The organism is Roseateles sp., from assembly GCF_039595295.1.
Lineage (GTDB): Bacteria > Pseudomonadota > Gammaproteobacteria > Burkholderiales > Burkholderiaceae_C > Roseateles.
Map to the genome: position 1 here is coordinate 1 of NZ_JBCNLU010000041.1, position 23,001 is coordinate 23,001.

21 protein-coding genes and 1 riboswitch are annotated in these 23,001 nt (G+C 70.5%); of the genes, 10 read left to right on the forward strand and 11 right to left on the reverse strand.

Features of this window, described 5'->3' with window-relative positions:
* From ABDW59_RS20950 to ABDW59_RS20965, 4 genes are all read left to right on the forward strand, one after another.
* The coding region (locus tag ABDW59_RS20950) for a winged helix-turn-helix domain-containing protein (protein WP_343632750.1) at window positions 1-230 on the forward strand (230 nt) is incomplete at its 5' end.
* A gap of 5 nt (window positions 231-235) precedes the next feature.
* Window positions 236-1,753, forward strand: a complete 1,518-nt coding sequence (gene creC, locus ABDW59_RS20955; RefSeq protein WP_343632752.1) for a two-component system sensor histidine kinase CreC — start codon at window positions 236-238, stop codon at window positions 1,751-1,753.
* A 71-nt stretch (window positions 1,754-1,824) separates the two neighbouring features.
* Entirely contained in the window at window positions 1,825-3,231 is a 1,407-nt protein-coding gene (creD, locus tag ABDW59_RS20960) for a cell envelope integrity protein CreD (protein ID WP_343632754.1), read from the forward strand.
* Between the two features lie 93 nt (window positions 3,232-3,324).
* Window positions 3,325-4,986, forward strand: coding sequence for a GMC family oxidoreductase N-terminal domain-containing protein (locus ABDW59_RS20965; protein ID WP_343632757.1), 1,662 nt, complete (start codon window positions 3,325-3,327; stop codon window positions 4,984-4,986).
* Window positions 4,987-5,077: 91 nt separating this feature from the next.
* Here ABDW59_RS20965 and ABDW59_RS20970 read toward each other — a convergent pair whose 3' ends face one another.
* Both ABDW59_RS20970 and ABDW59_RS20975 read right to left on the reverse strand, forming a co-directional pair.
* On the reverse strand, window positions 5,078-6,454 hold the full coding sequence (locus ABDW59_RS20970) for a leucyl aminopeptidase family protein (protein WP_343632759.1): 1,377 nt from the start codon (window positions 6,452-6,454) through the stop codon (window positions 5,078-5,080).
* Window positions 6,455-6,589: 135 nt separating this feature from the next.
* Window positions 6,590-6,976 carry a thioredoxin family protein gene (locus ABDW59_RS20975; protein WP_343632761.1) on the reverse strand — a complete coding sequence of 129 codons (387 nt, stop codon included), beginning with the start codon at window positions 6,974-6,976 and terminating at the stop codon, window positions 6,590-6,592.
* Between the two features lie 266 nt (window positions 6,977-7,242).
* On the opposite strand from ABDW59_RS20975, the gene ABDW59_RS20980 reads away from it, so the two are divergent.
* On the forward strand, window positions 7,243-7,401 hold the full coding sequence (locus ABDW59_RS20980; protein ID WP_169806134.1) for a hypothetical protein: 159 nt from the start codon (window positions 7,243-7,245) through the stop codon (window positions 7,399-7,401).
* A gap of 83 nt (window positions 7,402-7,484) precedes the next feature.
* Here ABDW59_RS20980 and ABDW59_RS20985 read toward each other — a convergent pair whose 3' ends face one another.
* The 4 genes from ABDW59_RS20985 to ABDW59_RS21000 all read right to left on the reverse strand — a co-directional run bounded on the left by ABDW59_RS20985 (window position 7,485) and on the right by ABDW59_RS21000 (window position 12,326).
* Complete coding sequence (locus tag ABDW59_RS20985; RefSeq protein WP_343632763.1) at window positions 7,485-9,803, reverse strand: DEAD/DEAH box helicase; 2,319 nt, start codon at window positions 9,801-9,803, stop codon at window positions 7,485-7,487.
* Between the two features lie 103 nt (window positions 9,804-9,906).
* Window positions 9,907-11,097, reverse strand: a complete 1,191-nt coding sequence (locus ABDW59_RS20990) for a hypothetical protein (protein ID WP_343632765.1) — start codon at window positions 11,095-11,097, stop codon at window positions 9,907-9,909.
* Between the two features lie 75 nt (window positions 11,098-11,172).
* Entirely contained in the window at window positions 11,173-11,667 is a 495-nt protein-coding gene (locus tag ABDW59_RS20995; RefSeq protein ID WP_343632768.1) for a hypothetical protein, read from the reverse strand.
* Complete coding sequence (locus ABDW59_RS21000; protein WP_343632770.1) at window positions 11,667-12,326, reverse strand: RNA polymerase sigma factor; 660 nt, start codon at window positions 12,324-12,326, stop codon at window positions 11,667-11,669. The genes ABDW59_RS20995 and ABDW59_RS21000 overlap by 1 nt, the downstream gene beginning before the upstream one ends.
* A gap of 600 nt (window positions 12,327-12,926) precedes the next feature.
* On the opposite strand from ABDW59_RS21000, the gene ABDW59_RS21005 reads away from it, so the two are divergent.
* Complete coding sequence (locus ABDW59_RS21005) at window positions 12,927-13,685, forward strand: TSUP family transporter (RefSeq protein WP_343632816.1); 759 nt, start codon at window positions 12,927-12,929, stop codon at window positions 13,683-13,685.
* A 97-nt stretch (window positions 13,686-13,782) separates the two neighbouring features.
* Window positions 13,783-14,601, forward strand: a complete 819-nt coding sequence (locus ABDW59_RS21010) for an HDOD domain-containing protein (RefSeq protein WP_343632772.1) — start codon at window positions 13,783-13,785, stop codon at window positions 14,599-14,601.
* Between the two features lie 58 nt (window positions 14,602-14,659).
* On the opposite strand, the gene ABDW59_RS21015 is transcribed toward ABDW59_RS21010, so the two are convergent.
* Window positions 14,660-15,958, reverse strand: coding sequence for a GGDEF domain-containing protein (locus ABDW59_RS21015; RefSeq protein WP_343632774.1), 1,299 nt, complete (start codon window positions 15,956-15,958; stop codon window positions 14,660-14,662).
* Between the two features lie 169 nt (window positions 15,959-16,127).
* Between ABDW59_RS21015 and ABDW59_RS21020 the strand changes: the two genes are divergently transcribed.
* Both ABDW59_RS21020 and ABDW59_RS21025 read left to right on the forward strand, forming a co-directional pair.
* A complete protein-coding gene (locus tag ABDW59_RS21020; RefSeq protein WP_343632776.1) occupies window positions 16,128-16,472 on the forward strand; it encodes a hypothetical protein in 345 nt (114 codons plus the stop codon).
* Window positions 16,473-16,547: 75 nt separating this feature from the next.
* Window positions 16,548-16,719, forward strand: a riboswitch (FMN riboswitch).
* Between the two features lie 102 nt (window positions 16,720-16,821).
* The gene (locus tag ABDW59_RS21025) at window positions 16,822-17,334 is read left to right on the forward strand and encodes a 6,7-dimethyl-8-ribityllumazine synthase (protein WP_343632777.1); all 513 of its coding nucleotides are present in this window, start codon (window positions 16,822-16,824) and stop codon (window positions 17,332-17,334) included.
* Window positions 17,335-17,403: 69 nt separating this feature from the next.
* Here the strand turns inward: ABDW59_RS21025 and ABDW59_RS21030 are convergent, their stop codons facing one another.
* Genes ABDW59_RS21030 through ABDW59_RS21040 form a run of 3 tightly spaced genes read right to left on the reverse strand, consistent with a single transcriptional unit; the run spans window position 17,404 to window position 20,618 of the window.
* Window positions 17,404-18,336 carry a pseudouridine synthase gene (locus ABDW59_RS21030; RefSeq protein ID WP_343632779.1) on the reverse strand — a complete coding sequence of 311 codons (933 nt, stop codon included), beginning with the start codon at window positions 18,334-18,336 and terminating at the stop codon, window positions 17,404-17,406.
* 15 nt (window positions 18,337-18,351) lie between these two features.
* Window positions 18,352-19,302, reverse strand: a complete 951-nt coding sequence (locus ABDW59_RS21035; protein WP_343632781.1) for a TIGR02285 family protein — start codon at window positions 19,300-19,302, stop codon at window positions 18,352-18,354.
* Window positions 19,303-19,316: 14 nt separating this feature from the next.
* The gene (locus ABDW59_RS21040) at window positions 19,317-20,618 is read right to left on the reverse strand and encodes a UDP-N-acetylglucosamine 1-carboxyvinyltransferase (protein WP_343632783.1); all 1,302 of its coding nucleotides are present in this window, start codon (window positions 20,616-20,618) and stop codon (window positions 19,317-19,319) included.
* Window positions 20,619-20,846: 228 nt separating this feature from the next.
* On the opposite strand from ABDW59_RS21040, the gene ABDW59_RS21045 reads away from it, so the two are divergent.
* A complete protein-coding gene (locus tag ABDW59_RS21045) occupies window positions 20,847-22,091 on the forward strand; it encodes an RDD family protein (RefSeq protein ID WP_343632785.1) in 1,245 nt (414 codons plus the stop codon).
* 4 nt (window positions 22,092-22,095) lie between these two features.
* Here the strand turns inward: ABDW59_RS21045 and ABDW59_RS21050 are convergent, their stop codons facing one another.
* Window positions 22,096-22,962: a rhodanese-like domain-containing protein gene (locus ABDW59_RS21050; protein WP_343632787.1), complete on the reverse strand. Its 867-nt coding sequence runs from the start codon at window positions 22,960-22,962 to the stop codon at window positions 22,096-22,098.
* Window positions 22,963-23,001: the final 39 nt, after the last annotated feature.

Here is a 23,001-nt window from a genome sequence, read left to right on the forward strand (position 1 = left end):
TGCTGCCGCTGACCCGGCGCGAACTCGGCCTGCTGCTGCGCCTGCTGGCCGCCCCCAGCCGCATCCACACGCGCGAAAGCCTGCTCGACGCCGTCTGGGGCCTGGACGCCGACAGCAGCGACCGCACCGTCGACACCCATATCAAAACCCTGCGCGCCAAGCTGCGCCAGGTCCGCCCCGAGCTCGACCCCATCCGCACCCACCGCGGCATGGGCTACTCGCTGGAGTGACGCGGATGCGGCTCGGTCTGCGGCTGTTCCTGGGCTTCTTCCTCGTCGCGGGGCTGAGCGCCTTCATCCTGCTGCGCGTCGTGCTGGGCGAGTTCAAGCCCAGCGTGCGGGAGGTGATGGAGGACATGATGGTCGACACCGCCAACCTGGTGGCCGAGCTGGCGCGTGACGAGCTCGCCGCGATGCCGCCCGGCGGCGACCTCACCGGCACCCGATTCGCCCAGCGCGTGCGCGACTACGCCGAGCGCCCCGTCGACGCGCGCATCCTCAGCGCCCGCAAGCGGTCGCTCGACTTCCGCATCTACGTGACCGACGCCGGTGGCCGGGTGGTGCTGGACACCGGCCCCGCGCCGGCGGTCGGGCAGGATTACTCGGCCTGGAACGACGTCGCCCGGACGCTGCGTGGCGAGTACGGCGCCCGCTCCACGCCCGACGCGCCCCGGCGCCTGACGCCCTACGGCAACGCCGGCGATCTGGGCAACGGCAGCGACGCGCAGGGCAGTCCGGTGATGTACGTGGCCGCGCCGGTGCGGGTGGACGGGCGGACCATCGGCGTCGTCACCGTGGCCAAGCCGGCCGCGGCGGTGCAGCAGATCATCTACCGCGCCGAGCGCCGCATCTGGATCGCCGGACTGGGCTTGCTGGCGGTGTCGCTGGCGGTGGGTGTCGCGGTGACGCTGTGGATGGTCACGACCGTGCGGCGGCTGCGCCGCTACGCACAGGAAGTGCAGCTGGGCGAGCGCCGCCTGCCGCCCAAGGTGCCGGGCGAGCTCGGCGACCTGGCGCAGGCGATGGACGCGATGCGGGAGCGGCTCGACGGTCGGGAGCATCTGGAGCACGTCGCGCGCGCGCTCACCCATGAGCTCAAGAGCCCGCTGGCCGCGATGCGCGGCGCGGGCGAGCTGCTGCAGGACGAGCTGCCGGCCGCCGACCGCCAGCGTTTCGCGGCGCAGGTGGTGACGCAGAGCGACCGCATGACCGAGATGGTCGAGCGCCTGCTCGCGCTGTCGACGCTGGAGTTGCGGCGCGGGCCGGAACATCCGCGCCTGATATCGCTGGAGGCGGCGGTGGACGAGGCGATCGCGCCCCTGGCGGCGCGGCTGCAGCAGCAGCGCCTGACCGTGCGCTGGACCGGCCGCGAGTCGGTGCGCCTGCAAGCCGACGCGGAGCTGCTGACCTTGGCGATCAGCAACCTGCTCACCAACGCGGTCGACTTCGCGCCGGCGGATTCGACCTTGGAGCTGACGGTGGGCGTCGATCGCGCGCCCCGGCCCGTGGCCTTCTTCGAACTCCGCGACCATGGCCCCGGCGTGCCGACGGCGGCGTGGTCCCAACTGGGCGAGCGCTTCTTCTCGACCGCGCGCCCCGGCAGCCTGCGCAAGGGCTCGGGCCTGGGCCTGGCGATCACGCGGCAGATCGCCGATCTGCATCGCGGCCGGCTGAGCTTCGCCCCCGCTGAGCCTGGCCTGCGCGTTCGCCTGGAGTTCGACGACTTCACCATCGCCTCACAAACCTCGTCCTGAGCTCACCCGCCCTGCCGAGACTGCCCGCTTCCCATGGGCCCGGCATGTGCCAGAGGGCGAGGAGAGGGACGATGCAAGTGAAGGCGCTGACGTGGAAGCTGGTCATCCTGGCCGGGGTGACGCTGTTGTTGCTGTGGGTGCTGATGCGGATCGGCTGGCTGGTCGACGAGCGCCAGGACCGCCAGCGCGGCGCCGAGGCCGGTGTCGCCGCCGCCCAGGCCGGTCCGCAGGTAATGCTCGGTCCCGTTGCGCAGCGCAGCTGCACCGAGGAATGGACCAGGGTCACCGGCTCCGGCAAGGACCAGACCAGGACCAAGGAGCGCCGCTTCTTCGTGCTGACCGCGATGCCGGCCGAGCTCGCGGTCGACGGCGCGTTGAAGCAGGAGCCGCGCTATCGGGGCCTGTTCAAGATCAACACCTATGCGGCCAAAGTCGGGCTGCAGGCGCGCTGGGCCTCGCTCGCGGCGCTGACGCCCAAGGCTGAGCATGAAGGCGCGCTGAGCTGCGAGGATCCGCGCGTCTTCATCGCCGTGAGCGACGCGCGCGGGCTGCGCGCGGTCACGCTCAAGTGGGGCGACGCGCCGCTGACGGTGGAGCCCGGCACGCGCCACGACAGCTATCCCAACGGACTGCATGCCGATCTGCCGGGCCAGCCGCTGGACCAGCCGCTGGCGCTGAGCGTCGCCATCGACCTCATCGGCATGACGGACTTCGGCGTGGTGCCCGCCGCCTCGGCGACGCAGGTGAAGCTGCGTTCGGACTGGCCGCATCCCAGCTTCGGCGGCCGCTTCCTGCCGGTGAGCAGCGAGGTGCGCGCCGACGGCTTCGAGGCGAGCTGGCAGGTGTCGGAGCTCGCCACTACCGCGTTGAAGGACGTCGCCGACGGCCGCGCGCTGCCCGGCATCGATCGCGATCCCGAGCTCGCCGAGTACGGCGTCCGGCCCCCGCGCGAGACGCCGCCCACGGCTCGCATCACCGACACGCTGGCGTTCTCGATGATCGACCCGGTGAATCCCTACGTGATGAGCGACCGCGCCATCAAGTACGGCCTGATGTTCATCGTCCTGACCTTTGTCAGCGTCGGGTTGCTGGAGCTGTTCGTCGGCCGCCGCGTGCACCCCGTGCAGTACCTGCTGGTCGGGCTGGCAATGACGCTGTTCTTCCTGCTGCTGCTGGGCTTGTCGGAGCACCTGAGCTTCGCGCTGTCATACGGGATCGCCGCCGCCGCCGCCATCGGCCTGCTCACCTGCTACGGCGCGGCGATGCTGGGCACCCTGCGGCGGGGGCTGGGATTCGGCGCGCTGGTGGGGACGCTCTACGGCGCGCTGTTCGTGCTGCTCAACCTGGAGAAGGCGGCGCTGCTGGTGGGCTCGCTGCTGCTGTTCGCGGTGCTGGCGGCGATCATGGCGGCCACGCGTCGCTTCGACTGGTACCGGCTGGGCGGGCGCATGCTGGACACGGCGGGCGAATCGTCGTGACAACTTGGTGAGAACGCGGTTGCCCGCCGCGACCGGCTCGGTCAGCATGGGTCCTCGCGGGCGACCGCACAGACCCATCACGACAAGAGACCCATGGGCGGAGACAACCGGTTCGACTTCATCATCGTGGGCGCCGGCACGGCCGGCTGCCTGCTGGCCAACCGGCTCAGCGCGGATCCCGGCAAGCGGGTGCTGCTGCTGGAGGCCGGCGGCCGCGACGACTATCACTGGATCCACATCCCCGTCGGCTACCTGTATTGCATCGGCAATCCACGCACCGACTGGCTGTTCAAGACCGAGCCCGACGCGGGCCTGAACGGACGCAGCCTGCGCTATCCGCGCGGCAAGGTGCTGGGCGGCAGCTCCAGCATCAACGGGATGATCTACATGCGCGGCCAGAGGCGCGATTACGACGGCTGGGCCGAGGCCACCGGCGACGAGGCCTGGCGCTGGGACGCGGTGCTGCCGCTGTTCCGCAAGCACGAGGACCATTGGCGCCTGGACGCCGGCGCAGAGCGTCCGCCCGGCTTCGATGCGGCGCTGCACGGTCACGGCGGTGAATGGCGCGTCGAGAAGCAGCGTCTGCGCTGGGCGGTGCTGGACGCCTTCGCCGAGGCGGCGCAGCAGGCCGGCATCCCGGCCACGCCCGATTTCAATCGCGGCAACAACGAGGGCGTCGGCTACTTCGAGGTCAATCAGCGCGCGGGCTGGCGCTGGAACACGGCCAAGGCCTTTCTGCGGCCGGCCTGCTACAAGCGCATGAACTTCGAGATGTGGACCGGCGCGCATGCGCAGCGGCTGCTGCTCGACACCGTCGACAGCGCGACGCGCTGCGACGGCGTGCTGGTGCGCACGCCGCAGGGCCTGGAGGAGGCGCGCCTGGCGCCCGGGGGGCAGGTCTTGCTCGCGGCGGGCGCGATCGGCTCGCCGCAGTTGCTTCAGCTGTCCGGCATCGGCCCGGCGGCGCTGTTGAAGCGGCATGGCATCGAGGTCGTGAAGGATTTGCCCGGCGTCGGCGGCAACCTGCAGGACCACTTGCAGATCCGCGCGGTCTTCAAGGTCGAGGGCGTGAGCACGCTGAACACGCTGGCCTCGAGCTGGGCCGGCAAGGCCCGCATCGGGCTGGAGTACGCGTTGCGCCGCACCGGACCGATGAGCATGGCGCCGTCGCAGCTGGGTGCTTTCGCGCGCAGCGGTCCGGACAAGGCGTGGCCGGACCTGCAGTACCACGTGCAGCCGCTGTCGCTGGAGGCTTTCGGCGAGCCGCTGCACGGCTTCAACGCGTTCACCGCGAGCGTCTGCAATCTGAATCCGACCAGTCGCGGATCGGTCTCGATCCGCAGCGCCGACGCGGCCGACGCGCCGCTGATCGCGCCCAACTACCTGAGCACCCAGGCCGATCGCGAGGTCGCGGCGCGCAGCCTGCGGTTGACGCGGCGCATCGTCGAGCAGCCGGCGCTGGCGCGCTATCGCCCTGCGGAATACAAGCCGGGCACGCAGTTCCAGACGGATGAAGAGCTCGCCCGCCTGGCCGGCGACATCGCCACGACCATCTTCCATCCCGTCGGCACCTGCCGCATGGGCCGCGACGACGACGCGCTCGCCGTCGTCGACAGCCGGTTGCGTGTGCGCGGCGTGCAGGGGCTGCGGGTGATCGACGCCAGCGTGATGCCCACGATCACCAGCGGCAACACGAACTCGCCGACGCTGATGATCGCGGAGCGCGCCGCGCAGTGGCTGGTCGAGGGCGAGTAGAAAGCCCGCCGGCGCGATGCGGGCGGGCTGTCGAGGCGAGGTCCACGCGGGGGTGCCGGCCGAGCCGGCGCCACCCCTGGGCGGACGTCGATCAGGCGGCGAAGCGCTCTTCGATGTAGGCCAGCAGCGTGCGGATGGTCTGGGCCTCGCCGCCGAGCGGCCGGCCGGGGCGCGACACATCGTTCCACGCGAACAGGTCGACATGCAGCCAGTCCTGCTCGGCCGGGATGAAGGCCTCGAGGAACAGCGCCGCGTTGATCGCGCCGGCCAGCGCGTTGCGGCCGGTGTTCACGATGTCAGCGATGCCCGAGGTGATGCCTTCCTTGTAGGGCGCCCACAGCGGCATGTGCCACAGCGGATCGTCCAGCTTCAGGCCCAGGTCGACCAGGTCGCGCGCCGTGTCCATGTGCTTGGAGAACAGCGCCGGCAGTTGCGCGCCCAACGCGACGCGGGCCGCGCCGGTCAGCGTGGCCAGATCGATGATCAGCTCGGGCTTGGACTCGGTGGCGTAGGCCAGCGCGTCGCACAGGATCACGCGGCCTTCGGCGTCGGTGTTGCCGATCTCGATGTGCAGGCCGGCGCGGGTTTTCACCACGTCGCCCGGACGATAGGCGTTGCCGGCGATCGAGTTCTCGACGGCCGGGATCAGCACCTGCAGACGCACGGGCAGCTTCAGCGCCATGATCAGCGTGGCCAGGCCCAGCGCGTTGGCCGCGCCGCCCATGTCCTTCTTCATCTGGCGCATGCCGTCGGGGGACTTGATGTCCAGGCCGCCGGTGTCGAAGCACACGCCCTTGCCGACGATGGTCAGGCGCGGATGCTTGTCGCTGCCCCAGTTCAGCTCGATCAGACGCGGGGCGCGCGTGCTGGCGCGGCCGACGGCGTGGATGGCGGGGAAGTTCTTCTTCAGCAGATCGTCGCCGACGATTTCCTTGAACTTCGCGCCATGCTGCTTGCCGACCAGGGCGGCGGCCTTGGACAACTCCTCGGGGCCCATGTGCTCGGCCGGGGTGTTGACCAGATCGCGCACGGCGGTCATTGCGGTGGCGACGGCCAAGCCGCGTTGGCCGTCGGCGCTGCTCTTGATCAGCAGTTGGGCCGGCTGGCGCTTGCGCGGCTTGTACAGGTCGAACTGATAGCAGCCCAGCTCCCAGGACAGCGCGGCGGCTTCATCCTGCAGGGGCAGACCTTCGGGGGACAGGGTGTAGTTGCCCTCGGGCAGGGCCAGCGGCAGCGCCGACAGCGCGAACGGGTGGGCGGCATGGGCCACGCCGGCGAAGACCTGCGCCAGCTTGCCGTCTTCACCGGGGACCAGCGCGAAGGTGTCCGGCGCGGCGGAGAAGCCCAACGTCGCCAGCCATTGCTGGGTGCGCTTGGGCAGCGAGGCAGCCAGCGCCTGATACGAGGCGCGATCCAGCGCCAGGATGGGAGTGGCGCGGGCCACCGAGTTCTTGAAATGGACGTTCATCAGACAGCGGTCGGCTGCGGATCGCGCGCAGACCGGCAATTGTGTTAGCGGTGACGCATTCTCGCCTGCGCTCCCCCCGATGGAGGCCCCCGGACGACGGACGGGGGATCCAGAGGTGCGGGATGCGATGCCGGCTCAGCAGGACTGTCGCAGACGCGACAGCAGCGACTGTGCGGCCGCCATGGTGCCCGGGGGGGCCGTCGGACTGGCGGCGGACATGGCCGGGTTTTCTTCCGCCGCCTGGATCAGGCGCTGGGCCGCCGCCGGCTGAGGCAGGACCGGGCCGACGAAGCACAGCTGCTCGCCGCGGCCGATCAGCAGCGTGGGGAAGGTCTCGACCTCCAGATCGTCGACCAGTTCCGAGTCGTCCTCGATGTCGACCCAGACGAAGCGCACGCCCGGATGCTGCTGGCGCAGGGCGGCGAAGTCGTCGCGGTAGCCGTCGCAGACCCGGCACCAGTCGGCGCACAAGCAAGCGACCAGCAGGTCGTCGGAGGGAACGGCAAGAGATGCGGTGGACATGGGCGCGAGCTTATCGAGAAAGCCCTCCCTCCGACGGGCGACTCATCAAAGGCCCGTTGCCGCACCGCGACGGGCGATCGTCCGGGCTTTCGAACCAGGATTGCACTAAAGCGGTGCATATTTGGAGCCCAGGTCCGGGAGCCTCGTGTATCGATGCGCCAGCTTTGTTCACATTTGTGAGGAGGCTGTCAACGCGACCTCAAGGGCTGGCGTTAGCTGACCCATGGCGGACATCCCCCCGCCTGGAAGCCAAAGGTTCCACGACCATGATGAAGTCCCAGTCCCGCACCGAATCTCAACCGCGTCGCCTGCCGCAGGAGCTGCTCAGCGACAAGGGCCGCAAGCACGAGGCCTTCGAAGTCGCCTCCCTGGGCTGCGACCGCCGCAGCGTCGCACGCGCCCTGCGTTTCGACCGCAAGCGCTGATCGCGCCGGCAGGGCCACCGGTCTTGCGCCAACGCCCGGACGAGCTCCGGTCCCGCGCCCCGGCCCCTGCCCAAGCCGCCCCTTCAGTCGTCTTCGTCCACCGACGGCTGAAGCGGCGCCAACAGCCGCTCAATCTCCGCGGCGCTGAATTTCTCCAGACGCTCCCCGCCGTCCCGGCCCAACAGGCCGTCGGCCAGCGCCCGCTTGCGGGCCTGGAGCTCCAGCATCCGTTCCTCGATGCTGCCCTCGATCACCAGCTGGTGAACGAACACCGGCCGTGATTGCCCGATCCGGTGCGCGCGCGCCTGGGCCTGCGCGTCGACCGCCGGGTTCCACCAGGGGTCGACCAGGATGACGGTGTCGGCGGCGGTCAGCGTCAGCCCCACCCCGCCGGCCTTCAGGCTGACCAGCATCAGCGGGACCTCTTCCGCCTGGAAGCGGCCGACCACCTCTCCCCGTCGCGCCTCCGGCGTGTCCCCGGTCAGCTTCAGCAGCGGGACGCGCGCGGCAGTCATCGCCTCCTCGATCAGCGCCAGCATGCCGGTGAACTGGGAGAACACCAGAATCCGCCGTCCCTGCGCGATCAGCTCCGGCACCTTCTCCCGCAGCCAGTCCAGCTTGGCGGACTCCATCCCCGGCGGGATCTCGATGCCCGGCACCAGCCGCGGGTCGCCGCAGACCTGGCGCAGCTTCAGCATCGCGTCGAGCACCGACATGATCCCGTCCCCGAATTCCTGCGAATCCTTCAGCAGCCGCCGTACCAGGTGGTCGGCGCCGATGCGCACGCTCTCGTAGAGCTGGCGCTGTCGCCCTTGCAGGGGGATCCGCTGCGTGAGCACCGTCATCGGGGGGAGATCGGCCGCCACCTCCTCCTTCAGCCGCCGCAGGATGAAGGGGCGCACGCGCAGGGCCAGCTCCCGGGCGCGCTCGGCGCTGCCGTTCTGCTCGATGGGCTTGCGCCAGTGCCGGGCGAAGGCGCGGCTGTCGCCCAGGTAGCCCGGCATCAGGAAGTCGAACTGGGTCCAGAGCTCGCCCAGGTGGTTTTCCAGCGGCGTGCCGGTGAGCACCATCCGCTGCCCGGCCTGGAGCCGGCGCAGCGCCCGCGCCGCCCGCGAGCGCGGGTTCTTGACCGCCTGCGCCTCGTCGACCACCAGCACCGAGAACGCCGCCTTGGTCAGCGCGCGCACCTCGCGCCAGACCAGGCCGTAGCTGCACAGCAGCAGGTCGATCTCGCCGAGCCGCCCCAGCACTTGGCTGCGCTCGGCCGGATCGCTGAGCGCGGCGACTCGCAGACCGGGCGCGACGCGCGCCGCCTCGTTGGTCCAATTGAAGATCAGCGAGGTCGGCGCGACGACCAGCGCCGGCTTGTCCAGACGGCCGGCCTGCTTCTCGACCCACAGGTGCGCGAGCGCCTGCGCCGTTTTCCCCAGGCCCATGTCGTCCGCCAGGATGCCGCCAAGCTCCTGCCTCGCCAGGTATTGCAGCCAGCCCACGCCCTGCAGCTGATAGGGCCGCAGCGTGATGCCCAGCCCCGCCGGTTGCGCATCGACGCGCGGTGGTCCGGCGTGGCGCAGCCGCTCCCACATCGCGCGCAGTTCCGGCGCGCCGTAGACCTGCCAGCGGCTGTCCGGCACATCCAGCGCCGACAGCCGCGCCGCTTCCCAGGACGTCAGCTTGATCGGTCCGCGCCGACCGCGCTGCACCACCAGGATCTCCAGCAGATTGAGCATCAGCCGCTTCAGCGGCGCCGCCGTCGTGTGCAGCCGGCGGCCGCCCGGCGCCTTCAGGCCGATGATGGCGTCGTCGTCGATACCGCCGATGGCTTCGGCGTAGAGCCAGCGGCGGTCCTTGCGCAGCAGGTCCCAGATCATGGGCGCGAGGTCGACCCGCTGCCCTTGCACCGTGACGCCCAGGCTCAGCAGCCAGGAGCCCTTGCGGCGGGACAGCCCCAGCGTCGGAATGCGCTCCGCCGTGCGGCCCAGATCGGGATCGGGCCCGGCGTCGACGCCGTCATCGGGCTGGACTTCCAGCGACCACGCGTCGATCGCGACGCTGTGGTGCGCGAAGCCGGGCGCGAACTCGATCTCCCAGCCCTTGTCGCGCAGCAGCGGAATCTGATCGGCGGTGAAGTCGGGGAACTGGTCCTCCTGCTCCAGGGTCCAGCAGGGCGACAGCCCGTGGCCGAAGGAGGCGTCGCGCCACTGCAGCATGGACACGTCCACCGGATGCAGCGGCAGCGCCTGCCACTGCGCCGAGCGGTCCTCGTCCTCGGGCCAGCGTGCCAGGCGCAGCACGGTCACGCGGTCGCCGCGCGGGCCGAGCTTGCCGTGCGGCCGCATGCCGAGCAGGCCGTCGCCGCGGCCCAGCGTCTGCAGGATCAATCGAGGAGGAGGCGCCGTCATCGGCCGGCATTGTCGGCGCAGCGGAGCCGGCATCGGGACGAGGGCGCCGCTCTGAGCGCGCGACCGGCGGAGCCCGACCCAGTCCGCGCTCAGCCTTCGGTGATCAACCCTGCTTGGGCTCCTTGGCGTCACGCGGCTTGCGCGGGCCCGGCATGCCGGTCTTCTGGAATTCCGCCGGCACGCGCATCAGCGCGGCATCGGGCTCCGCGCGGCGGATGTTGCGCAGCTGATAGCTCTGATCGCCGCTGCGCGGATCCTTGCTCACCGAGCTCACGGTGAGCTTCAGATCCGGCGAGGTCCAGACCTCGCGCGTGGTCACGATGGGCTTCTCGTTGCCGATCTTGCCGGCCGGGATGGTCCACGAGCTGCGTGCGCCGGTGACCTTCAGACCCTCGATCTCGCGCGCCGGCAACGTGTCGGTCTGGACGTTCTGACCACCGATGATCAGCGGCTCCATGCGCATCGTGACCGCCATGGGGATGGCGATCGGCGACATCGGCGGCAGCGCGCCGGTGGGTGTCTCGATGCGGATCACGCGGACCTCACGGCCCTCGCCGCCCGGCGCGACCACCACTGCTTCAGGCGCGCGCGGGGCAGCGGGCGGCTTCGGCGGCCGGGGCGTCTCGGGCTTGGACGCGGCATCGGCGCTGCGCAGCGCTTCGCGCACGCGTTCGCCGTGCTCGCGCGCCCAGTCGCGCATCTTGCTGCCGTACTCGCGCATGCGATCGCTGTAGTCCCGCATCTTGTCGTTGTACTCGCGCATGCGCTCGGCGTGCTCTCGCTGCGCCTCGGCGTCGAGCTTGCCGCCGCCCAGGTAGCGCGCGACCTTGCGATCCGGCTCCAACAGCCAGTTCTCGCCGCCCACCGGATCGCGCAGGTAGACGAAGCGGCGGCCTTGGCGCTCGACCTCCTGCCGCGTGCGGCCCTCGCCGTCGCGGCAGAGCTGGCTGGTCTGCTGATGGACGATGCGATTGCCGTCGGCCAGCGGCTGGACGGTTTCGTGCACCGCTTGCGCGCAGTAGGGCGCGCCCTTGACCACGCGCTCGGCGCTGAGGATTTGGCCCGCCAAGCCTGCCTCGGCGATCAGCGGACCGAGGTCGGGCACCAGGGGCTCGGGCGGCACCGGCGGCGCCAGGGGCGGCAGCTCGGGCGGCACGGGCGCCGGGCGCGCGGCGGGAAGCGGCTTGGGCGTGGCGGTGGCCTGCGGCTCGGGCTGATCGTGCGCGGGATCCTGCTGGGCCTGGACCGCGGAGGCGGCCACGGCCAGGGCGAGGGCGGTGAGGGAAGTCTTCATGGCGGTCTCCAGGGGAAGTCGATTCGGGGGCTCAGGTCGTCGGGACATCAGGGATCAGCGACCGGGGATCGGCGCTCACGGCATCACGCGCATGGCCAGCACGTCGCCGGAGGCATGCACGAGCAGCTCCGCATGCACCGGCTCGGCGGCGGTGGCCGGGTCGTAGGGCAGGCCGAGCAGGGCCAGCCGCTCGCGAGGCACCTCGGTCGGCACCAGCCAGGCGTTCGCGGCGCCGGCCTGCTCGAAGGCCGCCCAGCGGTCGGCCGACACGAGCACGATGAAGTCGCTGCCGCGGGTCAGCGTGGTGCCGTCGCGATCCGGCGGCGCCAGGTTGACCAGCCAGACGCAGGCCAGCAGCACCGAGGCGCACAGCCCTGGCCCGACCAGCGACCAGCGCCAGCGCGTTCCGCGTTCGGAAGCCTGCCGCTGGCCGAAGCGTTCCTGCATCGCGGCGAGGACGGCTTCATCGCGCCCGGCGGGCGGCGTCTGGCGGCGCAGGTCCTGGCCGGCGGCCCAGAGCCAGTCGGCCAGGCGCGCGCTGCGCGGGGAGGAGGTGTCGGTGGTCTTCATCATGCGGACTTTGATGAGCAGGCGACGGCGGCCGGGACCTCGTCCCGCAGAGCCGCCAGCAGCCGGGCGCGACCGCGATGCACGCGGGTGCGCAGGGTGTTGAGCTCGACGCCGGCGATGCGCGCGGCTTCGACGTAAGAGCGTTCCTGCAGGTCGACCAGCACCAGCGCCTCGCGGAACACCCAGGGCAGCGACTGGATGGCGTCCATCAAGCGAGCCTGATCCTGGGCGCGGACCAGTTGCTGCTCGGGCGCCTCGACCGGGTCGTGGTGGGCGTGATCCGCGTCCTCGGACTCGTCGTGCGCCATTGGCTGATCCCGCCAGCGTGCCAACAGGTGGTGGCGCGCCATGCCGGCGAGATAGGCGCCGAGACTGCCTCGTCCCGAGTCCCATCCCTCCGGCCTGCCGGCGAACTGGACGAAGGCCTCCTGCATCGCGTCGGCCGCCAGATCAGGTTGCCCGCACAGCGCCAGCGCGTAGCGGTAGACACCGGGCGATTCGCTCCGATAGAGCGGCGCCAGCGCGTTCGGATCGCCCTGGCGCAGTCGGCGCACCAGCGCCTCGACGGCGGCCGGTTCGGACGCGGCGGCCTGAGGCGGCGTGTCGTCCGGTGCGGGGTGGTGGCGGGCGCGGCCGGCCAAGCGGGTCCAGAAGCTCATCGGCGTGGTGGTGGGCGTGGTCGTGCGGGACGTCGGATGGCGAGTCGCGGGTTCGCGGCGTGCTGGGCTGCTCGGAATCGGAATCGGAATCGGAATCGGAAGCCGCGCCTCCGAGGATGAACGTATTGCGCCAGCGGCCCCGAAAGTTCCCGGCGCGCCCGCGAAAAGTGGCCGGGGTTTGCCGGGGCCCTCCATTTCAGGGGTATGACACCGCTACGCGACACCGGGCGAACCCCGCCCAAGGGTCAAGAACAGTGCGCCGGGCGATCTGCGCCATCCGCATGAGGAATGGCGTTTTTCAGAAAGTAAGGGCCGGCTAACCGTTCCAACTTGGTGCGCACGCCGGGTGAAAACCCCAAGTGCGTGCATGGTGGGGCTGGTCCTAGGATCCACCCTACTCGACGCGACTGCCGTGCGAATGGCGGTTGCCTACGGGGGCTGAGGAGACAAACAGATCAAACCAACACCAACGAAATACAGTGACACTGTCACAATTCGCGGGCCCCTGAACAGGGGCCCGTTTTGTTTTGGTGGCCCGGCTTTCGATGGTTTGCGGCCCGCTTCCGCGGCGTGCGCCGCCCTTGCGAGTCCAGTTCCATGATCGAGTTGCTGACGGCCGCGGCCGCATCCCTGGCGGCGGGTTTTGTCGATGCCGTCGTGGGCGGCGGCGGGCTGATCCTGGTGCCCGCGCTCTTCAGCGTCTATCCCAACGCGGCCCCGGCCACGCTCTTCGGCACCAACAAGGGCGCCGCCATCTGGGGGACCGCCTGGGCCACCCATCAGTACGCCAAGCGCGTGTCGCTGCCCTGGCTCTCCCTGCTGCCGGCGGCGGTGGCCGCGTTGATCGGCAGCTTCGGCGGCGCGTGGGCCGTGACGCTGGTGGACCCGAGCGGCCTGCGCAAGGCGCTCCCGATCATCCTGCTGGGCGTGCTGCTGTACACGCTGGCCAAGAAGGACCTCGGCCGCCATCACGCCCCGCGCCACGAGGCCACGACCCAGACCCTCATCGCCAGCGCGATCGGCCTGGTCATCGGCTTCTACGACGGCTTCTTCGGTCCGGGCACCGGCAGCTTCTTCGTCTTCCTCTTCGTGCGGCTGCTCGGCTTCGACTTCCTGCACGCCTCCGCCACGGCCAAGCTGCTCAACACCGCGACCAACTTCGCGGCGCTGATGCTGTTCATCGGCAAGGGCCACATCTGGTGGCATGTCGCGGCGGTGATGGCGGTGGCCAACGTCGTGGGCAGCCTGGTCGGCACGCGCATGGCGCTGGCCCGCGGCGCGGGCTTCGTGCGGGGCATGTTCGTGGTCGTGGTGTCGCTGCTGATCCTCAAGACCGGCTGGGACGCCTTTATCCGCTGAACGCCCCGGGAACATCTCGTCACCCGCTGTCCGCCAAAGGCGGGATGCGGGCCTGCACGGCCAAGGGATACCATTGAACAAACAACCGACATCCACCATGCCTGTCGACCCTCAATTGCGTGCGCTCGACATCGAGATCCCCACCCAGCCCGAAGTCCTGGTCAAGCTCTCGCTGCTGATGGCGGACGAGGACATCGACCTGCAAGCCGTGTCGGCGCTGGTCGAGACCGACATGGCGCTGGCCGCGGCGGTGCTCAAGGCGGTGAACTCCTCGCTCTACGGCCTGCGCGGCCGGGTGCAGACGGTGCATCAGGCGCTGACCTATCTGGGCATGCGCGAGGTCGCCGCGATCACGTTCGAGATGGGCCTGCGCGCCGCCTTCCCGCCCGCCGCCGAGCTGGAGCCCGTCTGGTCCCGCGCCGCCAAGCGCGGCTTGCTGATGGGCCGCATGGGCCAGATGCTGGGCGTGGACCCCTGGGCCGCGCACTCGGCGGGTCTGTTCGAGGAATGCGGCAAGGCGGTGCTCTACCGCCACGCGCCCGGCCATTACCCGGCCATGCTGCGCGCCGCCAGCAGCGACTGCGAGCTGGTCCAGCTGGAGCACACCGCCTTCGGCGTGAGCCATGACGCGCTGGGCGCGGCGCTGTGCGAAAGCTGGGGACTCGCGCCCGCCGCCGTCGCCAGCGTGCGCTATCACGTGCAGGTCGAACAGGAACTGCGCATGCCCGAGGCCATGCAGCGCCGCGGCGTGGGCGCGATCTCGCTGATCGCGTGGACGCTGATGAACAAGCCGGAGTCGCTGGACGAGACCGTCATGGCCATCGCCCCGCAGGCGCAGCTCGACGAAACGCTGATGCTGCGCGCCGCGCGCCGCGTCGAGGAGCAGCTGCAGCAGGCCGAGGATCGCGGCCGCTGAGCCTGGCCGCGCTTGCGTGTCACCGCGCGCCCGGGGCCCTGAGGGGCCCCACGTGCTTTCAGGACGCCAGACAAAGCCGATCCCGCCCCATGTGCTTGGCCAGATAGAGCGCCTCGTCCGCCGCCTGCATCAGCGCCTGCGGGCTCAGATACGGATGGCCGGGCTGATACGCGGCCAGTCCCGCGCTGATGGTCACGATGTCGTCGGTCAGCGCGTCGTCGGGCAGCGCGCCATGCGGCAGGCCGAGTGCGCGCCAGGTGTCGCGCAGCACTTCCAGCAGGCCCTGCGCCGACTCGGCGTCGAAGCCGGGCAGCAACACCGCGAATTCCTCTCCGCCCAGTCGCGCGACCACATCGGTGTCGCGCTGGAAGTGCTCGGCCAGCAGGCGGGCCAAGCGGCGCAGCACCTCGTCGCCGGCCGCGCGGCCATGCTGCTCATTGAAGGGCTTCAAATGGTCGACGTCGATGATCGCCAGCGCCAGCCGGCCCTGGTCCCGCTGCGCGCGCTTGAACTCGCGGCGCAGCGCCTGATCGAACTCGCGACGGTTGGCGACGCCGGTCAGCGTGTCGTTGCGCTCCAGCGAGGCGAGTTCCCGCCGCTTGGCCTCGAGCGAGCGCTCGGCCTGTTGCAGCGCGCGGTGCTGTCGCGCGATCTCCTCGCGCAGCTCGCGGCCGCGCGACTGCTCGCGATGAAGCTCGTCGCCCAGCGAGATGCGCACGTGGTCGATCGCCTGCTCCAGCTGCAGCACTTCGCGCGGGCGGGCCTGGTCGGCGTCGATCCAGCTGAGCGACTGCGGCGGCAGGGTCGGGTCGAAGCGCCGCGCCCGGTCCGACAGGCGCTGCAGATGCCGCAGCAGCAAGCGGTCGACCAGCAGCGCCGCGCACAGGCCCAGCAGCGTCATCAGCAGCAGGTGAATCAGCGTCGTGCGGAGCAGGGGGTCGCGACGCAGCGTGTCGCCCATGCTCGCCGCGGCCGTCTGCAGGCGCAGCTCGCCTGCGTCGGCGAGCGGGAATCGCGCGCTGCGGCCCGGCTTCGCGTCGTCGTCGGACAGCGCGCGGAACTGCTGGCCGCTGCCGGTCTGCAGCTCCACGCTGCGCAGGTGGTGGCGGGTCAGGATGTGATGGAGCAGACCGCTCACGGCCTCGGGCTGCTCGGCCTGCTGGCGCAGGCTGTAGGCCAGCGGGCCCGCGTAGAGCAGCGGGATGGCGTCGAGCTCGGTGTCGGTCTGCGCGGCACGGCGATGCGCGTCTTCGCGCAGCTGCCACGCGCTGGAGAACGCGATGAGCAGCAGCCCCAGCGCGAAGAGCGCCAGCATGGAGCGCGCGCCGACCGAGATGCTGATGGCCTTGTGGGTCATGAGGTGGTAGCTGCCTTGCGACGAACGCCCCTTCGATTCATTGTGCCGAGCAAAGCGCGCTGGTTTCCCCGGGGAAACTCCAAGCAGGGACGGGCACGACAATCGCCCCCCATGCCTCAGGGGGTGCGATGACACGCAGGGCGACACGCCCTATGACCTCGCACTGCATGTGCAGCTGATCCGCAATCGCGGAGACGGCAACGCGATCGAAGCCGGCCCGGTGTTCCAGACCGAATGGGGATGGACGCAGTTCAACCTCAATCTCTTCTGGGCGCATGACGCGGCAGCGCGCCGGCAGAACCAGGCCAAGCTGCAATGGCAGGCGCTGCATCGCTGGCAACCTGGCTGGCGCGCTGGCGTGCAGGGCTTCGCGGAGCCCAAGTCCTGGCGCGCGGGACCGGCCTTCAAGGCGGCGCTGGGCGAGCGCGCGGAGCTGTCGGTGGCCTACCTGTGGGGGAACGTCTACCGCAGCCGGAGCGATCTGTTCAGCGCCCAGTTGCAGTGGGGCTTCTGACGCAGCCGACAGCGCGGCCCGGGGGCGCCGCCTAGAATCCGCCCGCCCCGCTGCCTTCCTTGGAAGGACGCGGGGCAGCGTTCTCAGGGCGGGGCGAAATTCCCCACCGGCGGTATCCAGGAATCGATCACAGATCGATGAACCTGGGAGCCCGCGAGCGCCCGTCACCACCCTTGCGGCGACGGGGTCAGCAGACCTGGTGAGAGGCCAGGGCCGACGGTCACAGTCCGGATGAAAGAGATCGCGTCCATCGTCGGCCCCGCGCCGATGCGTGCGTCCGCACGCGTCGACGGCGAGCCGCGCTGTGCGTGCGCGCCCTGATTCATCGTCCACCTGTCACAAGGTCATCATGAATCAGACCACTACCAACCTGTCTTCCCCCTCCTCCGCCACCAGTCCGGCGCGAGGCGATCGCGCCCCGCGCATCGCCATCGTGTCGGCGAGCTGGCATGCCGATCTGGTCGGCCGTTGCCGCGAGGCTGCCCAGCGGGAGCTCGCCGCCGCGGGCACCGCGGCCGTCGAGACCTTCGAGGTCCCCGGCGCATTCGAGATCCCGCTGCATGCGATGAAGCTCGCGCGCAGCGGCCGCTACGACGCGGTGCTCGCCTGCGCGCTGGTCGTCGACGGCGGCATCTACCGCCACGACTTCGTCGCGCAAGCCGTCATTGACGGGCTGATGCGGGTCCAGCTGGACACCGGCGTGCCGGTGTTCTCCGCGGTGCTGACGCCACTGGCCTTCCACGAGCACGCCGTGCACCACGCCTTCTTCCACGAGCACCTCGTGACCAAGGGCGTGGAACTCGCGCATGCTTGCCGCGCGACGCTGGACGCGCTGCGCCAACTCGACGCGCTGAGCGCCTGAGCTTCAGGTCTCTTGATCGCTTGATCGATTGATCATCCGGATCGGCTGATCCGCCCGGGCGGCTGCGTGCTACGAGTGCGCGGTCGCCCCGTCCAGCCGGAGCGAGGTCACGAACCTGCGCGGCTGGCCGTCGATCGGATCGACGAAGGCGATCTCGCGCGCGAGCAGCTGCAGCGGTCGGCTGAAGTCCACTTGCGGCTCGACCGGCTGCAGCACCGGATAGATGCGGTCGCCCACGATGGGCAGGCCCAATGCGCACAGCTGCGCCCGCAGCTGATGCTTGACCCCGCTGTGCGGACGCAGCTCGTAGCGGGCCAGATCGGTGCCGAGACGCTCGACCAGCGCGATGCGCGTGAGCGCATTCGGCGCGCCTTCCACGGTCCGCATCTGCATGAAATCGACGGGGTGCTCCTCCAGCCGGCTCGCGTAGTCGAACGGCAGCCGCGCGCCGACCTCGTCGCGCCAAGGGGCGATGGCCTCGTAGACCTTCCGCACTTCGCGATCGCGGAACAGGCGCTGGTACGCGTCCCGGCTCGCGGCCTGGACCGAGAACAGCGTCAGCCCGGCCGTCTCGCGATCGAGTCGATGCACCGGGCTCAGGTCGGCGATGCCGGTCTCGCGGCGCAGGCGCGTCAGCAGCGTCTGCTGCACGTAGCGGCCCTTGGGCGTGACCGGCAGGAAGTGCGGCTTGTCGGCGACCAGCAGGTGCTCGTCCAGATGCAGGATGCGCGAGGCGAAGGGCACCTCGGGTTCGTCCTCCAACCAGCGCCAGTAGTAGAGGCGGCGCCGCGCGCGATAGGGCGAGTCAGGCGCCAGCGCAACGCCGGCGTCATCGAGCACATCCCCGCGTGCCATGCGCGAGGCCCAGTCCTCGCGCGCGACCAGCGGCAGCCGCTCGGCGAGGAAGTCCAGCACCAGCGCCCACGGCCCGGGCGGACAGGCGAGCGCGCTCGCGGCGACGCCGTCACGCAGCGGCAGCTCAAGCTTGGGCGGGCGGGCCAAGGCGCGGACCTGCGCTCACTCGATCTGCGCCGGCCCGCGGGCGCGCTCGTCGAAGTAGCGATGGATGGCTTTGAGGTCCTCGGGCTCGACGCCGGCGGGGCCGCGCCAGCTCTTGATCAGCGCGTCGCGCTGGGCGGGCGGCTCGGCGGCAAGTTGCCGCACCGCCTGATCGATGGCCTCGATCGCGCGGCGGCCGGCGACGGTGCGGCTGCAGCTGCCGGTCGCGACCATGGTGCTGCGGCCTTCGGCCAGCGGCAGCCGCGTCAGATCGGGCGAGCCCGGATGCTGCTGGCTGTACTGCTCGACGGTGGCCGGATAGTCCAGCGTCCAGTCCATGCGGCGCGCCTTGAGCATGCCCAGCAGATTGGCGCTGCGCCCCGCCACGACCGAGCGCGGCGCCTGATCGGGATCGGCGGTGAGCAGCTTGTCGATGCGCGGCCCGAAGCTGCGGTCGCGCGGCACCAGGCCGATGAGGTCCTTGCGGCGCAGCAGATCGGCGAGCTGCAAGGGCTGGCCGTTGGCCTCGAAGCGGGCCAGGTCCTCGCGCCGCAGGATGACGTGCACCTGGCGCGTCAGCAGCGGCGGATGCAGCGGCGTGAAGTACAGCCACTGGAGCCGCTCGGGCGTGCGCACATGCAGCAGCGAGCACAGCGTCTCGCCCTGGCGGGCCTGCGCCTCGAAGCGCGGCAGGCTGAGCTCGACGAACTCGTGGCGGTACTGGGGCATGCGCTCGACCAGCACGCGCAGGAAGCCGTCGACCTCGCCCTGCCCCAGGTCCTCGCCGCGCTGCGGCGGCTTGCCGTCGCGGTAGCTGAAGTGGGGCGGGATGTCCTGCACCAGCCAGCGCAGCACGGGCTTGGCGGCGGTCGATTCGATGGGACGCGCCAACGGCGAAGCGGGCGCCGCTTGGGCGCCCGCGATGGCCGTCGCGAGGCAGGACCCGATCGCGAGCAGCGCGCGGGTCATGCGGGCGGGCGGGCTCAGTCGCCCTCGACCCATTCCACCTTGGCGCCGAGGCGGGTGATGTTCTCGGCGAACTGCGGATGGGCACGGCGCACCGGCGTCGCGTTGCGGATCAGGGACTTGCCCGGAATGCTGGCCGCCACCATCAGCAGCGCGATCGCGACGCGAATGATGTAGGGGCTCTCGACCTCGGCGGGGCTCAGCGTCTTGCCGCCGAAAGTGACCATGCGGTGCGGGTCGGACAGGAAGGCGTGGGCGCCGAACTTGGACAGCTCGGTGGTCCAGCCCATGGCGCCGTCATAGACCTTGTTCCAGAACATCACGCTGCCCTCGGCCTTGACGCCGAGCGCGACGAAGATGGGCAGCAGGTCCACGGGCAGATAGGGCCAAGGCGCCGCTTCGACCTTCTGCAGGATATTGCGGGTGAAGGGCTCCTTGACCTTAAGCTTGCCGTCCACGACCGAGCGCGACCAGCCGTCCTCGTGAATGATCTGAACACCGAATTTGGCGAAGGTGCGGTCGATCAGCGGGAACTGCTCCGGATGCGAATTCTTGACCCGCACGTCGCCGCCGGTGATGGCGCCCAGGGCCAGGAAGGTCACGATCTCGTGGAAGTCCTCGGCGAAGGTGAATTCGCCGCCGCCCAGCTGCTCGACGCCGTGGATGGTCAGGCGCGAGGTGCCCAGGCCTTCGAGCTTGGCGCCCAGCATGGCCATGAACTGGCAGAACTCCTGGACGTGGGGCTCGCTGGCCGCGTTCATCAGCGTGGAGGTGCCGTCGGCGAGGGCGGCGCACAGGACGAAGTTCTCGGTCGTGGTGACGGAGGCGTAATCGGTCCAGTGGTCGTTGTGGCGCAGCTTGCCCTGGACCTGCAGCAGCAGGCCGTCGGTGGCGCGGTCGACCTGGGCGCCGAAGCGCTCGAAGACCTCGACGTGGGGATCGATCTCGCGGGCGCCGAGGGTGCAGCCCTTGACGTCGTCCTCGATGCGGGCCGCGCCGAAGCGCGCCATCAGGCCGGGCACCAGCATGATGGACGAGCGCATCTCTTCCGGCAGGTGGTCCTTTGCCGGGTCGAAGTGCGTGTCGCGGTGATGCAGGTCCAGCACGCCGGTCTTGAAGTCGACCGAGACCGAGCTGCCCAGGTTGCGGAAGACCTCGAGGATCTTCTTGACGTCGGTGATCTCGGGGACGCCGTTGAGCCGCACGGGCTCACGGGTGAGCAGCGTCGCGCAGAGGATGGGCAGGACGGCGTTCTTGTTGGCCGAGGGGACGATGCGGCCCTTCAGGGGCGAGCCGCCGTGGACGATGAGATTGGACATGGCGTGTCGCCTGGGGCGAACGGGTGGGAAGTCGAGGATGGCGGCCGGATTATCGGCGCAGGGCGCGAGGGCGGTGGTCAGGCGGGTCATGAGATTGCATCTTGCAACCATGAACCGGGCCGGGCCAGCGAGAGTGTGCTCCGGGCGCGGAAGGAAAGCTCCGGGTGCTTGGCCCTCTAGGGAAGTCATGGGCGCCAATCGCGCTCGGCCTCGCCACAATGCGCGGCCATGACTGTTCCCGCCGATCCGTCGACGACCCCGAACCCGCCGGCGGCGGCCCCCGCCGCCGACCCTGCAGGTGCCCTGCCCGCCGCGGCGACTTCCGCGTCCGCGGCCATCAGCGTCGCCAGTGCCGCCAGCCCCGCCAGTGCCGCCGCCAAGGTCGCCACCGCAACCGCGTCCCGGCTGCTCGGCAAGGCCGGCCGCAAGCCCGCCGAGGGCGATCTCCACGGCGACCCGCGCGACTGGATCACGCCGGAGGACCTCAACGTCGCGCCCGCGCTGCTCGGGCTGCCGCTCGCGTCGCCGTTCCGGCGGGCCAAGGCGATGGGCATCGACCTGGTCCTGTTGCTGGCGCTCTCGCACTTCGGCAACACGCTGCTGCTGGGCGGCTGCTGGTGGGTCGCATGGCGCTGGTACAAGCTGCAGCGCGCGTCGCGCGGCGAGGTCATCGCCCTGAGCGGCGGCCGCCTCGGCTGGCTGCCGGCGCTGTGCCTGGTCGGCTTCGGCGTCTTCACCAGCGCCGGGGACCTGCTCAAGGATGCCAAGGACACGCGGATCGGCAAGGACCGCTGGGAGACCGCCGAGCCGGGCGACACGGCCAGCGGCGCGGCCTCCTCCAAGGAAGCCAAGGAAGCTCGGGAAACCAAGGAAGTGCTCAGAAGCAGGGACGACATCGACGACGCCCAGGTCGCCGACATCGTCAAGCACGCGATCCGCACCGCGAAGGGCGAGATCGGCGTCGCCGCGACGCCGTCCTCCTCCATCACGCCCGATGTCGCGGCCAGCGCCGCGATCGCCGAGGCCCATGCCCGCGCCGAAGACGCCGAGGGCCGGCTCATGACGCAGAAGCTGCGCAACAAGCAGCTGGAGCGCCAGGTCAAGGAGCTGCGCGAGGAAGCCCGCCGCACGCCCATCGAGCGGCTGAAGCACTGGTGGGAGCTGGTCGGCCTGAACCTGGCCTGGGCCTTCTCCTGGTTCGTGCTGTGGCCGCTGGTGTGGCCGGGCCAGACGCCGGGCAAGAAGCTGATGGGCCTGAAGATCGTCGAGCTCACCGGCAAGCCGATGAAGCCGATGCTGTGCGTGCGCCGCTACGGCGGCTATGCGGCCGGCATGGCCACCGGTGGCATGGGCTTCCTGCAGATCCTGTGGGACGGCAATCGCCAAGGGCTGCATGACAAGGCCGCCCACACCGCCGTCATCGACCTGGGCAATCCGCGCCGGCTGCGGCTGCGCGAAGACCTCACCGGCTGAGCGCTCACCCCTTGGGATCCAGCCGCTTGGCCCGCGCCAGCCGCCAGGCCTCGGCGGGATCGTCGCCGTAGACCTGCTCGGCGGTGGTGGCGGTCTCGCGGCGGCGCGTGTCGATGGCGATGCGCTTGTCGAAGACGAAGCACTCGCCGCGCCAGTCCGCGTCGGCATCGGGCATCTGCTCGAAGTAGTTGAGGATGCCCCCGTCCAATTGCCGCACTTTCAGCCCGCGCTCGGTCATCCAGCCTGACATCTTTTCGCAGCGGATGCCCCCGGTGCAATACATCGCCACGGTCTTGCCCTCGCGCTGCCACTGCTCGGCATGGGCCTCGATGTAGGCCGGGAAGTCGCGGAAGTGCCGCACGTCCGGATCGACCGCGCCCTCGAAGTGGCCCAGCTTGAACTCGAAGTGATTGCGGTTGTCGACCACGACGACGTCCTCGCGCTTGATCAGCTCGCGCCATTCCCGGGGGGAGACATGGGTGTCACGCGTGTCCGCCAGACCGGTCACACCGGACAAGCCGAAAGCGACCAGCTCCGGCTTCTCATGCACCTTGAGCAGCGTGAAGGGCCGCGTGTCGCAGAAGCTGCGCTTGAAATGCAGATCGGCGAAGGGCGGCACCGCCCGCAGCGCTTCTTCGAAGGCCGCCAGCGCGTCCACCGGACCGCCGATCGCGCCGGTCACACCCTCCGGCGCCAGCAGGATGTTGCCGCCCACCGCGCGCCCCAGCGCCTCGTACACATCGCGCAGCCGCTGCGCGAGCGCCTGCGTCTCGTCCAGCGCGACGAACTTGTAGAAGGAGCTGTGCTCATGCACGGTCGCCGGATCGGCGGCCTGAGCGGGAGCGTCGTGTGGTCGGCCAAGGGAAGTCATCGGCCGACATGGTAATGAGGAGCCGGGCGCGTCGCTCGC

What these genes read in the sequence shown, in the direction of transcription:
- creC (WP_343632752.1), top strand. Translation starts at nt 236, where the DNA reads ATGCGGCTCGGTCTGCGGCTGTTCCTGGGCTTCTTCCTCGTCGCGGGG.
- creD (WP_343632754.1), top strand. Translation starts at nt 1,825, where the DNA reads ATGCAAGTGAAGGCGCTGACGTGGAAGCTGGTCATCCTGGCCGGGGTG.
- ABDW59_RS20965 (WP_343632757.1), top strand. Translation starts at nt 3,325, where the DNA reads ATGGGCGGAGACAACCGGTTCGACTTCATCATCGTGGGCGCCGGCACG.
- ABDW59_RS20970 (WP_343632759.1), bottom strand. Translation starts at nt 6,454, where the DNA reads ATGAACGTCCATTTCAAGAACTCGGTGGCCCGCGCCACTCCCATCCTG.
- ABDW59_RS20975 (WP_343632761.1), bottom strand. Translation starts at nt 6,976, where the DNA reads ATGTCCACCGCATCTCTTGCCGTTCCCTCCGACGACCTGCTGGTCGCT.
- ABDW59_RS20980 (WP_169806134.1), top strand. Translation starts at nt 7,243, where the DNA reads ATGATGAAGTCCCAGTCCCGCACCGAATCTCAACCGCGTCGCCTGCCG.
- ABDW59_RS20985 (WP_343632763.1), bottom strand. Translation starts at nt 9,803, where the DNA reads ATGACGGCGCCTCCTCCTCGATTGATCCTGCAGACGCTGGGCCGCGGC.
- ABDW59_RS20990 (WP_343632765.1), bottom strand. Translation starts at nt 11,097, where the DNA reads ATGAAGACTTCCCTCACCGCCCTCGCCCTGGCCGTGGCCGCCTCCGCG.
- ABDW59_RS20995 (WP_343632768.1), bottom strand. Translation starts at nt 11,667, where the DNA reads ATGAAGACCACCGACACCTCCTCCCCGCGCAGCGCGCGCCTGGCCGAC.
- ABDW59_RS21000 (WP_343632770.1), bottom strand. Translation starts at nt 12,326, where the DNA reads ATGAGCTTCTGGACCCGCTTGGCCGGCCGCGCCCGCCACCACCCCGCA.
- ABDW59_RS21010 (WP_343632772.1), top strand. Translation starts at nt 13,783, where the DNA reads ATGCCTGTCGACCCTCAATTGCGTGCGCTCGACATCGAGATCCCCACC.
- ABDW59_RS21015 (WP_343632774.1), bottom strand. Translation starts at nt 15,958, where the DNA reads ATGACCCACAAGGCCATCAGCATCTCGGTCGGCGCGCGCTCCATGCTG.
- ABDW59_RS21025 (WP_343632777.1), top strand. Translation starts at nt 16,822, where the DNA reads ATGAATCAGACCACTACCAACCTGTCTTCCCCCTCCTCCGCCACCAGT.
- ABDW59_RS21035 (WP_343632781.1), bottom strand. Translation starts at nt 19,302, where the DNA reads ATGACCCGCGCGCTGCTCGCGATCGGGTCCTGCCTCGCGACGGCCATC.
- ABDW59_RS21040 (WP_343632783.1), bottom strand. Translation starts at nt 20,618, where the DNA reads ATGTCCAATCTCATCGTCCACGGCGGCTCGCCCCTGAAGGGCCGCATC.
- ABDW59_RS21045 (WP_343632785.1), top strand. Translation starts at nt 20,847, where the DNA reads ATGACTGTTCCCGCCGATCCGTCGACGACCCCGAACCCGCCGGCGGCG.
- ABDW59_RS21050 (WP_343632787.1), bottom strand. Translation starts at nt 22,962, where the DNA reads ATGACTTCCCTTGGCCGACCACACGACGCTCCCGCTCAGGCCGCCGAT.